This window comes from Bradyrhizobium sp. SZCCHNR1002, assembly GCF_032381435.1.
Classification (GTDB): domain Bacteria; phylum Pseudomonadota; class Alphaproteobacteria; order Rhizobiales; family Xanthobacteraceae; genus Bradyrhizobium; species Bradyrhizobium aeschynomenes.
In genome coordinates, this window is sequence record NZ_JAUHIS010000004.1 from 436,933 (window position 1) to 450,907 (window position 13,975).

The 13,975-nt window shown below is 67.2% G+C and carries 12 protein-coding genes; 6 read left to right on the forward strand and 6 right to left on the reverse strand.

The genetic code is table 11. The features are described 5' to 3' along the window. Positions 1-77 precede the first annotated feature (77 nt). Positions 78-1,157 (forward strand): AI-2E family transporter, encoded by a 1,080-nt coding sequence (locus QX108_RS21570; protein ID WP_315719249.1) that lies wholly within the window; start codon positions 78-80, stop codon positions 1,155-1,157. 592 nt (positions 1,158-1,749) lie between these two features. Here QX108_RS21570 and QX108_RS21575 read toward each other — a convergent pair. From QX108_RS21575 to QX108_RS21590, 4 genes are all read right to left on the reverse strand, one after another. Further along, a complete protein-coding gene (locus QX108_RS21575) occupies positions 1,750-2,709 on the reverse strand; it encodes an amidohydrolase family protein (protein ID WP_315782463.1) in 960 nt (319 codons plus the stop codon). A gap of 460 nt (positions 2,710-3,169) precedes the next feature. Next, positions 3,170-4,588 carry a TolC family outer membrane protein gene (locus QX108_RS21580; protein WP_315719251.1) on the reverse strand — a complete coding sequence of 473 codons (1,419 nt, stop codon included), beginning with the start codon at positions 4,586-4,588 and terminating at the stop codon, positions 3,170-3,172. Between the two features lie 466 nt (positions 4,589-5,054). Continuing rightward, positions 5,055-5,834, reverse strand: a complete 780-nt coding sequence (locus QX108_RS21585; RefSeq protein WP_315719252.1) for an enoyl-CoA hydratase — start codon at positions 5,832-5,834, stop codon at positions 5,055-5,057. A gap of 74 nt (positions 5,835-5,908) precedes the next feature. Further along, entirely contained in the window at positions 5,909-6,283 is a 375-nt protein-coding gene (locus QX108_RS21590) for a hypothetical protein (protein ID WP_315782460.1), read from the reverse strand. Positions 6,284-6,618: 335 nt separating this feature from the next. Between QX108_RS21590 and QX108_RS21595 the strand changes: the two genes are divergently transcribed. Together QX108_RS21595 and QX108_RS21600 are read left to right on the forward strand one after the other, a co-directional pair. After that, positions 6,619-7,164, forward strand: a complete 546-nt coding sequence (locus tag QX108_RS21595; protein WP_172112101.1) for a sigma-70 family RNA polymerase sigma factor — start codon at positions 6,619-6,621, stop codon at positions 7,162-7,164. A 2-nt stretch (positions 7,165-7,166) separates the two neighbouring features. Continuing rightward, positions 7,167-7,805 carry a DUF1109 domain-containing protein gene (locus QX108_RS21600; protein ID WP_315782458.1) on the forward strand — a complete coding sequence of 213 codons (639 nt, stop codon included), beginning with the start codon at positions 7,167-7,169 and terminating at the stop codon, positions 7,803-7,805. 17 nt (positions 7,806-7,822) lie between these two features. Here QX108_RS21600 and QX108_RS21605 read toward each other — a convergent pair whose 3' ends face one another. Both QX108_RS21605 and QX108_RS21610 read right to left on the reverse strand, forming a co-directional pair. Next, positions 7,823-8,932, reverse strand: a complete 1,110-nt coding sequence (locus QX108_RS21605) for a DUF2336 domain-containing protein (RefSeq protein ID WP_315782456.1) — start codon at positions 8,930-8,932, stop codon at positions 7,823-7,825. 11 nt (positions 8,933-8,943) lie between these two features. Next, the gene (locus tag QX108_RS21610; RefSeq protein ID WP_172112104.1) at positions 8,944-10,092 is read right to left on the reverse strand and encodes a GGDEF domain-containing protein; all 1,149 of its coding nucleotides are present in this window, start codon (positions 10,090-10,092) and stop codon (positions 8,944-8,946) included. A gap of 315 nt (positions 10,093-10,407) precedes the next feature. Between QX108_RS21610 and QX108_RS21615 the strand changes: the two genes are divergently transcribed. From QX108_RS21615 to QX108_RS21625, 3 genes are read left to right on the forward strand one after another with little or no spacing between them, the layout of a single operon-like run. Next, a complete protein-coding gene (locus tag QX108_RS21615; protein ID WP_008961196.1) occupies positions 10,408-10,977 on the forward strand; it encodes a sigma-70 family RNA polymerase sigma factor in 570 nt (189 codons plus the stop codon). After that, the gene (locus QX108_RS21620) at positions 10,974-11,822 is read left to right on the forward strand and encodes a hypothetical protein (protein WP_315719257.1); all 849 of its coding nucleotides are present in this window, start codon (positions 10,974-10,976) and stop codon (positions 11,820-11,822) included. Before QX108_RS21615 ends, QX108_RS21620 begins: the two co-directional genes overlap by 4 nt. 27 nt (positions 11,823-11,849) lie before the next feature. Further along, positions 11,850-13,523, forward strand: coding sequence for a S8 family serine peptidase (locus QX108_RS21625; RefSeq protein WP_315782453.1), 1,674 nt, complete (start codon positions 11,850-11,852; stop codon positions 13,521-13,523). The last annotated feature ends 452 nt before the right edge of the window (positions 13,524-13,975 follow it).

Here is a 13,975-nt window from a genome sequence, read left to right on the forward strand (position 1 = left end):
TGCGGCGATGTCCGGCTCACGAGCCTCCCTGAAACCTGGGCGCGTGAACGGAAGTCGCGGCCAGACGAAAGATTGACATGCGCAGCTTCGAAGACCGAGTCCTGCTGTTCCTGCTCGCCGTGATCACGCTCGCGCTCGGCTGGATTTTGCTGCCGTTCTATGGCGCGCTGCTGTGGGGTGTGGTCGGCGCGATCGTGTTCGCTCCGCTGCACCGCCGGCTGTCACAGTCGATGCACGGTCGTGACGGGCTGGCGGCGGCCATCGTCGTGCTGCTGGTCATTCTGATCATCATCATTCCATTCTCGCTGGTCGCGGCGGCGCTGGCGCAACAGGCGGCCGGCGTGTACGGGCAGGTGCAGGGCGGCCAGTTGGACGTCACGCAGTATTTTCAGAAGATGCTGGACGCGCTGCCCGGTTGGATCGTCGATCTGCTGAATCGGTTCGGGCTCGGCAGCTTGGCCGGCCTGAAAGACCGGTTGTCGGCGTTGCTGCTGCGCGGCAGCCAGGTGATCGCGGGCCAAGCGCTCAACATCGGGCAGGGGACGTTCGAGTTCTTCGTCAGCCTTTTTCTCATGCTCTATCTGTTGTTCTTCCTGCTGCGCGACGAGGAGACCTTGTCGAAGCGGATCGCGGACGCCATCCCGCTGCGCGACGAGCAACGCAACGCGCTGCTCGCGAAGTTCATCATCGTCATCCGCGCGACCGTAAAGGGCAATCTGGTCGTCGCCCTGGCGCAGGGCGCGCTGGGCGGACTGATCTTCTGGTTCCTCGGTATCACCGCGCCGCTGCTGTGGGCGGTGGTGATGGCCTTCATGTCGCTGCTCCCCGCGGTGGGCGCGGGGATCGTGTGGTTTCCGGTCGCGCTCTATCTGCTGGCCACCGGCTCGATCTGGCATGGCGTGATCCTGATCGCCTATGGCGCGCTGGTCATCGGCCTCGTCGACAATCTGCTGCGCCCGATCCTGGTCGGACAGGATACCAAGATGCCGGACTATGTGGTGCTGATCTCGACCTTGGGAGGCATCGAGGTGTTCGGATTGAATGGCTTCATCATCGGCCCGGTCATCGCGGCGATGTTCATCGCGATCTGGGACATGTTCACCACGGTGCGGAGCGAGAATCGCGCGGTAGCTGATGTGACGAGTAGGTCGAATTAGCGCGCAGCGTCATCTGCTTTTGTGAGCCAAGCTCGTTGTCACGCAAACGGTCGTCATTCCGGGGCAGCCGCGCGAGCGGCTGAGCCCGGAATCCATAACCACGAATGGTGATCGTTGTACGAGTTTTGGCCACATCCATCGCGCTTCGATCGAGATAGTTGTGGCTATGGATTCCGGGCTCGCGCTACGCGCGCCCCGGAATGACGAAAGGTGCGTAGCCCCGGGCGAGCGAAGCGGCCCCGGGTTCTCCGGCACGGCGTGTGAGAACACGCATGTCGCTGCGCTCATGCGGGCTACGGCAAAGCATGCGCGGCAAAAACTCGGTGTCATGCCCGCGTAGGCGGGCATCCAGTACGCCGCGGCGTAACGGGTTGATCACGACCGTCCCGGTGTACTGGATCGTCCGCCTTCGCGGACGATGACGGCGGAGAGTGGCGCAGGCTGCTTGCCCAACCGTCGTTGCGAGCGGAGCGACGTGTCCGCCATAGCCCGAAGGGCGGCGGCGGAAGCAATCCAGGGTCCCGCCCACCACACTGGATTGCTTCGTCGCTTCGCCCCTCGCAATGACGGGGATTGAGGCCGCGGTCTCGGCTCAGAAGCCGTAAAGTCGGGCCGGGTTGTCGACCAGGATCTTCTTCCGGATCGCGGCGTCTGGTGCCCACACCGGCAGCTGGTTCATCAGGCGGCCGTCGTCGATCGGATAGAACGGCCTGACATCCGTCGCCTTCAGCTCGGGATGGGGCGACGAGTCCGGATGCGGCCAGTCGGTGCCCCAGACGATGCGGTCGGGGTTGGCGGCGATCAGGGCTTTCGCGAACGGGATGACGTCGGTGTAGTCAGGACCCTTCGTCGAGGCGCGGTAGGCGCCGGAGATCTTCACATAGGCCTTGCCGATGCGGACGAGCTCGACGAGGTCGGAGAAGCCGGGCTGCTCGAGGCCGAGCGCGGCCTGCGCGCCGCCGAAATGATCGAACACCGCCGTGACCGGCGACTGCATCACGAGGTCCTTGATGGCGGCGATCATCGCAGGCGTCGTGTAGAGCTGGACGTGCCAGCCGCGCGCTTTCATGCGTTCGACGGCGGCCTGGAAGCGTGCGCGGCCGATGGTGGGATCGTTGATGCCGCCGGTCGCGAGATTGAGGCGGATGCCGCGGAAGCCATCCGCGTTCATCGCGTCGAGCTGCGCCTCGGTGGTCTTGTCGTCGATCACGGCGACGCCGCGAGCGTCGTTGCCTCTGGCCTTCATGCCGAACAGGGTCGCGGAATTGTCGGTGCCGTAGACGCTCGGCGTCACGATGACCACGCGCTTGATGTGCAGCGCCTTGTGCAGGGCGGCCATCTCTTCCGGTGAGGCCGGCTCGGGCGTGTAGACGCGGGTCGCCGCAAACGGGAACTTGTCGGGATCGCCGTGGATGTGGGTGTGGCAGTCGCAGGCATCGGCGGGCACGTCGAAGTCGACCGGGGTGGCGGGCTGCGAGGGTTTGGCGCGGGCTGTCGTCATCGTCACTCCGGCGGCGAGCGAGGCCAGCAGCAGGCTGCGGCGGTCGAGCATGATGGGTCTCCCCGGATGTCGCGCGTGCGTTGAGCGTGACGCGCGTGGTGTTGCGGGAGGAGCGTGAACCGGGGCGGGGCAGGGGGCAAGGGCGAACAGCCGAACGGCTCGCGCTGCCGTTGATCCAAACCATGCCTCTGACTCCGGGCGAGCAACCAAGGAGACGGTGCCACCCTCCCCTGGAGGGGGAGGGTCGCCTCACGAGGAGCGAAGCGAAACGTGAGGCGGGGTGGGGTGATCTCTCCACGAGCGCCTGTGCCCGAGGAGAGATCACCCCACCCCGCTCGACCGCTTCGCGCTCGAGCGACCCTCCCCCTCCAGGGGAGGGTGAGCGCGGAGTGTGTGGCGAGATAGGCGCACGAGCTGACAGAGAGAGAGCATCTACACGGCGAGTAAACGCTTTGCCCGCGTCATCCTGATCGTCTCGACCGAATCCGGCCTTCACGCCGGCCCACCGTGCCTACTGCCCCGAGGGCGTGCGCAGGCCGTGCCAGGCGTCGCGGACCTGGTGGTAGTGGACTTCAGGCAGATAGTCCGGCGTGTTCAGGTTGAGGTTCTTGACGTCGAGCCGGCCGACGGCGCTGAGCAGGGTGTAGGAGGCGATGACGCGGTCGCGTTGGGCGCCGATCAGCCGGGCCTTGGCCTGGATGAGGTCGGATTGCGAGTTGAGGACGTCGACCGTGGTGCGCTGGCCGCCCTGCGCCTCGCGCGAGACGCCTTGCAGCGCGACGGTGGCTGCCTTCACCTCGGACTCGGAGGCGCTGACGGCGACCTTGGCGCCCTCATTGGCGACCCAGGCGCTGACCACGGCGGTGCGGGCCTGATTGCGGACCTGGTCGAGCACGAGCCGGCTCTGCGCCGCAAGCTCCTTGGATTGCCGGGTCTGCGACGCCGCGGTGCCGCCGTCATAGATCGGCGCGGTGACGCTGCCGACGATCGAGGCCTGGTCGGTGCCGAAGGTGCCGAGCGTCTGATCCGAATCGCGGCTGCGGCTGACACTGCCCTGCAGCGTCACGCTCGGCAGCAGCGCGCCCTCGGCGACCTTGATCGCGGTCGAGGCGACGTCGACGTCGAAGCTTGCCGCCGCCACGGCCGGATTTTCCCTGTTGGCAAGCGCGATCGCGTCCTCGCGCGAGCGCGGCAGCAGGCGATCGATGGGATCAGCGGTGCGAAGCTGCCCCGGAGCCATGCCGATGACCTGTGCATAGGTGGCCTGGCTGATGGCGAGGTTGACCTCGGCGGCGTTGAGATCGGACAGCCCGCGCGACAGCCGCGCTTCGGCCTGGGCCGCATCGGTCGGCGTGACGTCGCCGGCGTTGAGGCGGCGCTGCGTCACCGACAGGGTCTCGCGCAGGAAGGCGACGTTGGAGCGCTGCGCCTCGACCAGCGACTGGTTGGCCAGCACGTTGGTGTAGGCGGTGACGGCGTCGAGCAGGATGCCCTGGCCGACATTGCGCAGCGCCTCGCGGCCGGACTGCACCTGCAACTCGGCCACGCGCACGCTGTTGGCGGTGCGGAAGCCGTTGAACAGCGTCTGCGTCACGGTCACGCCGATCGTCCACGGCTTCAGGGTCGCAGTCTGGACGGTGTTGGCGGGCAGGAGGTTGCGGACGGCCTGCAGGCCGGCGCCGAGGCTTGCGATGAGCTGCGGGCGGTAGCCGGCCAGCGCCTGCGGCACGTTCTCGTCGGTGGCGCGCTGCCGGGCGCGTTCGGCGTTGAGCGCGGGATTGGTCTGATAGGCTTTCGCCAGCGCAGCCGCGAGATCCTCGGCGCGCACGGGCGAGCAGATTGTGACAAGGCCGGCAATCACGGTCAGGCCAAGACCGACCCGCTTTGCACGCACCCCGCCGACGCCAAATTCTTTGGCTCGACCCACCATCCGACTCCGCCGCGTCCCACTGTCTTAACCCGTCGTTTACCTGTTTACGGCGGAGGGCGGCCACACACAAACCACTGATGGGGAATTAGGCGGGCTTTTCCATGGATTGTTGTGGCGGTCCCGCCACAGACCGTTGGTCGCAGGTGCTGTGGCATAGGCGCGCGGTAGGTGGGTGGACGGGCGAGGGGAGGTTGCAAGTGCTCGGCGCGAATCGCGTCAGCCATTTGCGAGCAGCTTGCGGCTTGCTCAGTGCACCTCGCCCCGCTTGCGGGGAAAGGTCGGATTGCATCGAAGATGCAATCCGGGTGAGGGGGTACAGGTCTAACCACATGCACCACCCGTGCGGCTGCCGCTCACCCCGACCCTCTCCCCGAAAGAACGGGGCGAGGGAGCGCACTGTGAACGCGGGCGATAGCTCGAGCTCAATCTTGGAAGACTCGGTTCGACCGAACCACGTCGCGACACGTCACCGGTTCTTGTTCACCGGCTTGCGCTTCTCGATGAACGCGGCCATGCCCTCGGCGCGGTCCTCCAGCGCGAACGTCGCGTGGAAGAGGTTGCGCTCGACGTTCATGCCTTCGGAGAGCGGGGTCTCGAAGGCGCGGTTGACCGCCTCCTTGGCCATGGCCGCGGCGGGGCGCGACATCGCGGCGATCTTCTCGGCGGCGGCCATGGTCTCTTCCATCAGCTTGTCGGCCGGCACGATGCGGCTGACCAGGCCGGCGCGCTCGGCCTCCGCCGCATCCATCATCCGTCCGGTGAGGCAGAGGTCCATCGCCTTGGCCTTGCCGATGGCGCGGGTCAGGCGCTGCGTGCCGCCGATGCCCGGAATGGTGCCGAGCGTGATCTCGGGCTGGCCGAACCTGGCGGTATCGGAGCAGATGATGAAGTCGCACATCATCGCCAGCTCGCAGCCGCCGCCCAGCGCATAGCCGGAGACGGCGGCGATCGTCGGCTTGCGGCAGCGCGCGACGCGGTCGCCGCCGATGGCGGTGAAGTCGCTCGAGAACATGTCGATGAAGCTCTTGGGCTGCATCTCCTTGATGTCGGCGCCGGCGGCGAACGCCTTCTCGCTGCCGGTGATGACGATGCAGCCGATGGCGTCGTCCGCCTCGAGATCGTCGACCGCCGCGGCGATCTCGCGGAAGACGCCGAACGACAGCGCGTTGAGCATCTTCGGCCGATTCAAGGTGATGACACCGACCGCGCCTTTGCCCTCGACGATGATGTGCTCGTAAACGCTCATGATTCGACCCCCGCAAAATCAAACAGCGGGCAATCTGCCCGCTGCAGGGGTGCGCATCAAGTAGCCGCAGCGCCTCAGATCATGAACATCCGCGCCGCCGAGCCCAGGGTGAGCAGGGTGCCGCAGGCGATGAAGATCTTGCCGATGATCGAGGCCCTGTCCCAGCCGGAGCCGTCGTCATTGCTGACGGTGACCATGTTCACGGTCGTGGGCTCGGCCTGCTCCGAATCACCCGCTGCGGCGTCGGCCGATTGCGGCTGCGCCTGTGCCTCGGCCTGCGGCGCCGGGAACACGTCCTGCTTGGCGGCGGGCGCGCTGTCCGACCCCACCGGCAGGAAGGGACTGTAGGTCTGCGTTTCGGCCGCGCGTGCCAATCCAGTGCCGGCGAGGCTCAGGACGAACGCGGCGGCGATGATGACTGCTGAACGTCCACTGGCTTGGATCGTCATGTTGGCCTTCTCCCCATCCTGCCAGCCCATGACGGAGTTGGACCTCGACAGATGTCGAGAACGGGGCAGAAAATGGGTATCTTCCTGCCGCTCACGGCAAAAGCGAGGCGGCGTCGAACCCGGTCGACGGCCTCTGCGGCACGGCTCACAAACCGATCCTGCGCGGACCGATTCAGTGCTATGGAGCGGTTCCGAGATTTGCCCGGTTGCGTGCTCTCCGTGTGGCGCAACTCGGATCGTTCGGAGGCTAAACGAATGATCACGAATTTGTGATCATCGGGCCTCGTGACGTAACAAACTCCAGGCCGAGGCGAACTATCGGGGTGGGAGCGTAGGTGCGCGAGCGTGACGACGAGTGGACAGCCTGGATGCGCCAGGCCGTCGCCGGAGACGACGAGGCCTATCATCGTCTGCTGAAGGCGATCACGCCGGTGTTGCGGGCAGCATCACGGCGCGGGCTGTCGCGCGCCGGTCAGCCCCCCGATCAGGCCGAGGACATCGTGCAGGAAATTCTGTTGGCGGTTCATCTGAAGCGGCACACCTGGGACACGAGCGCGCCGTTCGCGCCGTGGCTGTTCGCGATCGCGCGCAACAAGCTGATCGACATGCTGCGCCGGCGCGGCCGGCGGGTGTTCGTCGACATCGACGATTTCTCGGAGACGCTGGCCGACGAGCCGCCGGCGCCGAGCGTGTCCGCCGGCGAGGTCGAGGCGCAGCTGAAGACGCTGCCGCAGCGCCAGCGCGACGTGCTGCAGTCGATCGCGGTCGAGGCCGCCTCGATCAAGCAGACGGCGCAGAAATTCTCAATGAGCGAGGGCGCGGTGCGGGTGGCGCTGCACCGGGCGCTCTCAACCCTCACGGCCAAGCTACGGGACAATTGATCATGGACACCGATCAGCTCATCCGCACTTTGGCCGCAGACAATGGGCAGCGCGCGCAGCCCGTCGGCATCGTCATGGCATTGGCGCTGATGGCGGCGACGCCGGTGTCGACCGCGATGCTGCTGATCGGCCTCGGCGTCCGGCCGGACATCTGGATCGCGGTCCGCAATCCCTTCTTCGACCTGAAGTTCATCGTCACCACGGCGCTGGCCATCCCGGCGTTGATCCTCAGCCTGCATTTGTCGCGGCCCGAAGCGTCGCTGCATGGCTGGAGCTGGCTCTTGATCGCACCGATCGTGGTTCTGATCGGCGGCATCGCCGCCGAGATGATGCTGCCGCAGCGGGAGCCGATGATGACGCGACTGATGGGGCATAATTCGATGCTGTGCATGGCCGCGATTCCCGCGCTGTCGCTGCCGGTCCTGGCGGCCGCGCTGTTCGGGCTGCGCCACGGCGCGCCGGCGCGCCCGGCGGTTGCGGGCGCCATTGCCGGGCTGGTCTCGGCGGGCGTTGCGGCCACGCTCTACGCCGCGCACTGCAACGACGACTCACCGCTGTTCGTCGCCACCTGGTACACGGCCGCAGCGCTGATCGTCGCCGGGCTCGGCGCCGCCATCGGGGCACGCGTGCTGCGCTACTGAGGTGACGGCAGGATCGATCAGGCCTGCGGCGCGGCCGCGGTGTCCTGCACGCGATGGAAGCGCAGCACCTGCTGCGCCGTGGAGCGCCGCAGCTGCGCATAGGTCGCCTTGCAGGCGATCAGGTCGGTCGGCGCGGAGCCGGCCAGCTCGTCGCGCATCCGGATGATCGACTCGACCGCCGGCCATGACAGGCCCGCGACCTTGGCGAGGATCATCACGCCCTCGGCGCGGCTTTCGACCATGATGCTCTCGGCAGTCGCGACCGGAACGTTGGCCAGGGCGGCGACCGCCGCATTGGCCTCGTCGAACTTGCGCTGCTCGGTGAACTGCACGACGAGACGGTCGTCGAGCCGGCCATCGGCATGCAGCGAGCGCACCAGGGCATGGGCGATCTCGGTCTGGCTGGTGAGCGCCACGGCGCTCGATCGCGCGCGCCGGCCTGCGGTCCGCACCGCGGACGAGACCTCTTGCGCCAGCTTGGGATTGGCCGCTTCCAGCCGTGCGCGCACTGTGGCCGAGGCCTTGGCGACGAGCTTCAGATAGTGGTGGCGGGGCAGATTGGGCCGCATCGCGAGGCATGCGGCGAGGTTCTCGTCCAGTGCGGCGCGGTCGAGCAGCGTGTCGTAGCTGCTGTCCGACAGGTCGGCGCCGGGATTGCTGACGGTGCTGTGAACGACCTCGTCATTGCCGCGCCGGAGCAGAATGTCGGTGACGGCGCGGCTGAGCACGCGGCGGATCGAGATCGCCAGCAGGTGTGCCTGGCTCTTGGTCTCCGCGGTCCGGATCAGGGCCGCATCGTCGAGCCGTTCGGATTTCGACAGCACGGGACCGGCGACCTCGATGGCGTCGTCGTCGGCCAGCCGGTGCAGCGTTCGCGGCGGCGCCGACGCGAGCGGCGCGAGCCGTCGCGCGAGCAGGGCACGGGCCGAGACCTCGATATGGTCGATCAGGCATTCGAACACGTCGTCGAACAGCGCGACCTGGTCGTCGGCAAAGTCGGCTGCGCCATCGACGAACAGGTCGGTCACCTTGCGCAAGGTCTCGACCCGGCGCGCCACGGTGCCGTGCGCGAGGGTGTCCTCCAGCTCCTCCAGCAGGCCTTGTTTGCGGGCGGGTTTCGCGGACATCTTGGGATCGCTCAGGCGCTGGTGACGCGGTTGCGTCCCTGCGCCTTGGAATCATAGAGCGCGCGATCGGCACGGGCGAGCAGCGAATCGGCGGTTTCGTCGCCACGCGCGGTCGCGACGCCGGCCGAGAACGTGACCTGCAGGCCGGTCGAGAACGCGCTCCATTCGAGCTCGGCGACGATCCGGCGCAGGCGCTCGGCGAGCCGCGCCGCGGGCTCCGCCGGCGCGCCGGGCAGCACCAGCAGGAATTCCTCGCCGCCATAGCGGCCGAAGCGGTCGCTGCCGCGAATGTTGGCGAACATCGTGATGGCGAAGGTGCGCAGCACGTCGTCGCCGGTCGGATGACCATGGCTGTCGTTGATGCGCTTGAACCAGTCGAGGTCGATCAGCACGACTGAGCACGGCTTGCCGGCCTGGCGCGATCGCGCCATCTCCTCGTCCAGCACGTGCATGATGGAGCGCCGGTTCAGCGCGCCGGTGAGCTCGTCGAGCTCGGCGAGCTCCTCGATGCGGCGATAGGCCTCCGTCAGCTTCAGGCCGCGCTGATACAGCGTCTCGCGCAGCGCGCTGGAGAAGATTCCGAGGAACATGCAGCCGGCGATCGTCAGCAGGAACACCAGCAGCGTCGCGAGCCGCTCCAACCCGCTGTCATGCGGCATGCCGAGCGGCTTGTCGGTGAGCAGGAACAAGGCGGCGAGCCCGAGCGCCAGGAACGTCCAGCAGATCGCGCTCTGCCGCGGGGTGGCGCGCAGCGAGGCGAAGGCGACGACGATGTACAGCGTGCACAGGAACAGGATGCTGACTTCAGGCGCGATGTAGCAGAAGGCCACCGTCACCATCATGCTGACCAGCGATTGCGGCACCACGAGATAGTGATCGCGGAAGCGGTCGTTGAAGCCGCTCTCCGACAAGGCGGTCCACAGCGCGACGGTGAGAATGCCGATCGCGGCATAGGATGGCGCGATCGTGACCGGCACGGTTCCGGCCTGGGCGTAGATCAGCAGGATGACGGCGTCGATCAGGTAGCAACCGGCGATCAGGGCCAGCATCTGCCGGCGGCGGCCGGCCCGGCGCACGCGCAGGTCGCCCGACGGGGACGACTTCGAGCCACCCGTCTCGCCAACGAGCGGTATCGAAACTGGTGGTGCCATAATGCCCATCTGTTCGCTGATCGATCGTCGAAAAATCTACGTGGGAAAGCCTTTAGCTTTGGTATCTATGGAACTGGGACGACGGTCGCGCCGGTGTCGTGCCGCGACAGGGAATTCACGGCTTTGGGGGCAGTTGGTGAGGGTAGGGCGTAGCATGGCAGCCGGGAACCGGCAGGACGCGATCGGCCCGATCGGTGCAGCAAAATTCGCGTGTCTGTGCGCCAGCTCACACGTGGGGACGTATCTTTCCGGTATTTTCAAGAATTTTGCGGTTGTATTCGAACCGCAAGCTCGTTCCTCCCGACCAACTTTGCGAGACGGCCATTGAGCGTGACAGCAGCGGCGTCAGATGAAACCCTGATTGCCAGGATCGCTCAAGGCGACCGGCTCGCCATGCAGGTGCTGTACGGACGGCATCATGTCAGGGTGTACCGCTTCGGGCTCCGGCTCGTGCGGGACGAACAGGTCGCGGAGGATCTCATCAGCGAGGTCTTTCTCGACGTGTGGCGTCAGGCCGGCAAATTCGAGGGCCGTTCTGCCGTCTCCACCTGGCTGCTGGCCATCACGCGGTTCAAGGCCCTCTCGGCACTTCGGCGCCGCAAGGACGTTGAGCTGGAGGACGAAGCCGCCAACGCGATCGAGGACACGTCCGACGATCCGGAGGTGGCGGTCCAGAAGAAGAATACCGGCGAAGCCCTGCGCAAGTGCCTGACGGCGCTTTCGCCTGATCACCGGGAGATCGTCGATCTCGTCTACTACCACGAGAAGTCCGTGGAGGAGGTGGCCGAGATCGTCGGAATTCCGGAAAACACCGTCAAGACGCGCCTGTTCTATGCGCGCAAGAAATTGGCCGAACTCCTGAAGGCGGCCGGCATTGAAAGAGGCTGGCCATGATGGCTTTGAGCAAGAAGATGCTGGAGCAAGAGCCCGGTGACGTCGAGCTGCTGTTGCCGTGGTACGCCGCCGGCACGCTGAATGCGCGCGACATGCGCCGCGTCGAGGAGGCGCTGGCGCAGGACGCGGATCTCGCCCGGCAATATGCCGAGATCCAGAAGGAATATGCCGAGACCATCGCGCTGAACGAGAGCCTCGGCGCGCCGTCGATGCGCGCGATGCAGAAGCTGTTCGCGGCAATCGAGGCCGAGCCGGAGCAGGCGCCCAAGGCGGCGCCCGGCGTCGGTGCGCGCGTCATGGCGTTCTTCGAGAGCCTGTCGCCGCGCACGCTGGTGTGGACCGTGAGCCTGGGCGCGCTGCTCGTCGTGGCGCAGGCCGGCGTCATCGGCACCGTGCTGATGCGCTCGCAGATTGCGACCTACCAGACAGCTTCGGTTCTCCAGGACAAGAGTGCCGCTCCCGAGCCTGCGAGCAAGCCGATGCCGGCTCCGCCGCCGCCCAGCGCCGCGGCCCCGGCTCCGGTCGAGCGGGCGCCCGAGCGCATGGCGTCGTCGCGCATGGCCGAGGCCCCGGCACCGGCTGCGCCGCTGATCCGCGGCCTCGGACCGCAGGTCGCCGGTTCGACGGCGCCCGTCTATGCGCTGGTGCGGTTCGCGCCGGATGCGCGGATGGCCGAGATCACGGCGCTGCTCGACAGCTACCAAGCCTCGATCGTCGAGGGCGCCAAGGGCGGGCTGTTCAAGCTGCAGCTCGGCGGCCAGCCGCTGTCGAAGGCCGACGCCGATGGCCTGATCGGCCGCCTTGCGCGGGAGAAGATCGTCAACCTTGCGGTGGCTGCTCAATAGCCGTCCGAGGCGTCAATCGGAGGCTCCATGTCGTTCCGCGCGTTGCTGCGTTCCGCACGTCGTCCGGCCGCACTGAGCGCTGCCGTGGCCCTCGCTCTCGTGGGCGGAGCCGTCAGCGCATCGGCGCAGGCGATGATGCGCTCGCCCGCCATCAACATGCCGAGCCGCGTACCGACCCTCAATCCGGGCGCGGCCATGCGCACGCCGGGGCCCGGCTCCGGCATCGCCCTGCGGCCGGCGCTGCCAACTGCGCGCTTCTCGCCAAACCTGCAGACATCCTGCAGCCCGCCCGACCGCAGCGCGTCGGGTGAATGTCTGAGGCGGCCGCCTCAGACAGCCGACAGCGGCCCTGACAAGGAGACGTCGAACGGCGGACGGTCGGGCAAGCCGAAATCCGTCAAGGCCGCGCAGCGCCGCGCGCCTCAGGTCACGGCGGCCGCAAGCCCCAACATCATCGCCGGCGAGCTGGTCGCCGAGATCGACGGCAACCTCTCGCCGGACCAGGCCGACGCGCTGGCGCGCCGTCACGGCCTGCAGCGCATCAGCTCGCAGAGCTTTCCCCTGATCGGCGCCACCGTCGGGCTGTTCCGGATCACCGATCGAAGCTCGCTTGCGGCGGTCAGCCGCCGTCTTGCCGCCGATCGCAGCGTCCGTTCGGTGCAGCCGAATTATCGCTACACGCTGCAGCAGAGCGCGCCGCCCGCCGAAGGCGATCCGGCGCAATATGCGCTGACCAAGCTGCGGCTGCCCGAGGCGCACAGGCTGGCCCAGGGCTCGAACGTCACCATCGCCGTGATCGATTCCGGCGTCGACCTCAAGCATCCGGAATTCGCCGAAGCCGCCTTCGATGCGTTCGACGCGCTCGGCGGAGACGAAGCGCCGCATGTCCATGGCACCGGCATCGCCGGCGTGATCGTGTCGCACAAGCGGCTGATGGGCAGCGCGCCCTATGCGCGGATCATCGCGATCCGCGCGTTCGGCGTGGTCAAGAAGGGCGGCGGCCCGGAGAGCAGCTCCTACGTGATCCTCAAGGCGCTGGACTACGCGGCGCTGCACGGCGCGCAGATCGTCAACATGAGCTTCGCCGGTCCGAAGGATGCAGTGATCGAGCGGGCGATCGCGGCCGTCGCGGCGAAGGACGTCGTGATGATCGCCGCCGCCGGCAATGCCGGCGCGAAATCACCGCCGCTCTATCCCGCCGCCAATCCGAACGTCATCGCCGTCAGTGCGACCGACACCAGGGATCAGCTGCTGCCGGCGTCGAACCGCGGCAACTACGTCGCGCTCGCGGCCCCCGGCGCTGACATCTTCCTGCCGGCGCCGGACGGCAAGTATCAGATCATTTCAGGCACGTCGTTCTCCGCGGCCTATGTCAGCGGCCTCGCAGCGCTGGTGCTGGAGCGCAACCCTGCGCTGAAGCCGGAGACGGTGCGCACGGTGCTGACCAGGACCGCGCGCGACCTCGGCGCGCCCGGACAGGACGAGCTGTATGGGGCAGGGCAGGCGGATGCGTTGGCTGCGGTCCAGGCCGTGGCGTCGCCCCAGGATGAGCCAACGGTCTCGGCGGCGCCTGCGGCCGGATTGAAGCGTGATGAGGAGCAGCACGCAGCGCCCGTGCGCGAGCTCCGCCCGGCCTCCGCCGCAGCGATGGCAACCGGGGGCTCTCCGGCCGAAGGCGGCGTTCGGCCCGCGCAGCAATAGACGTCAACGTTTTCGTGAACGCCGGAAAATTCCTACCTTCATTTTGAACGTGTGTTCGGGCGATCACGACAGAAGGTATGTGGGAGCGGTGATCCCCTCCCCAAGGCTATATACGGCGCGAGCGCCCATCCACCCCAAGCGCCCATATGGCTCGAGCCGTCCGGTTGTCCCCCCGGACGGCTCTTTCATTTTCAGGCGATGCGCTCGCGCAGGCTGCGTCCGACCACCCGTGTGTTCGACTGGCAGCGCTGCACGTCCGGGTTGCTGGATGAGCTGAGCGATCACGCCTGCGTTGTCGGATGCGGCCGCGGCCCGTTCGAACGCGGACGAAAATTCCGCACGACTACGGTTTGGCCGCCAAAGAACATGGCGTTAGCTAGACTTTGTTAACCTTTTCCACAAAATATTCACGTCACGTTGCGTTGATTCGTGCCGAGTGCGTCCGTCCCCCT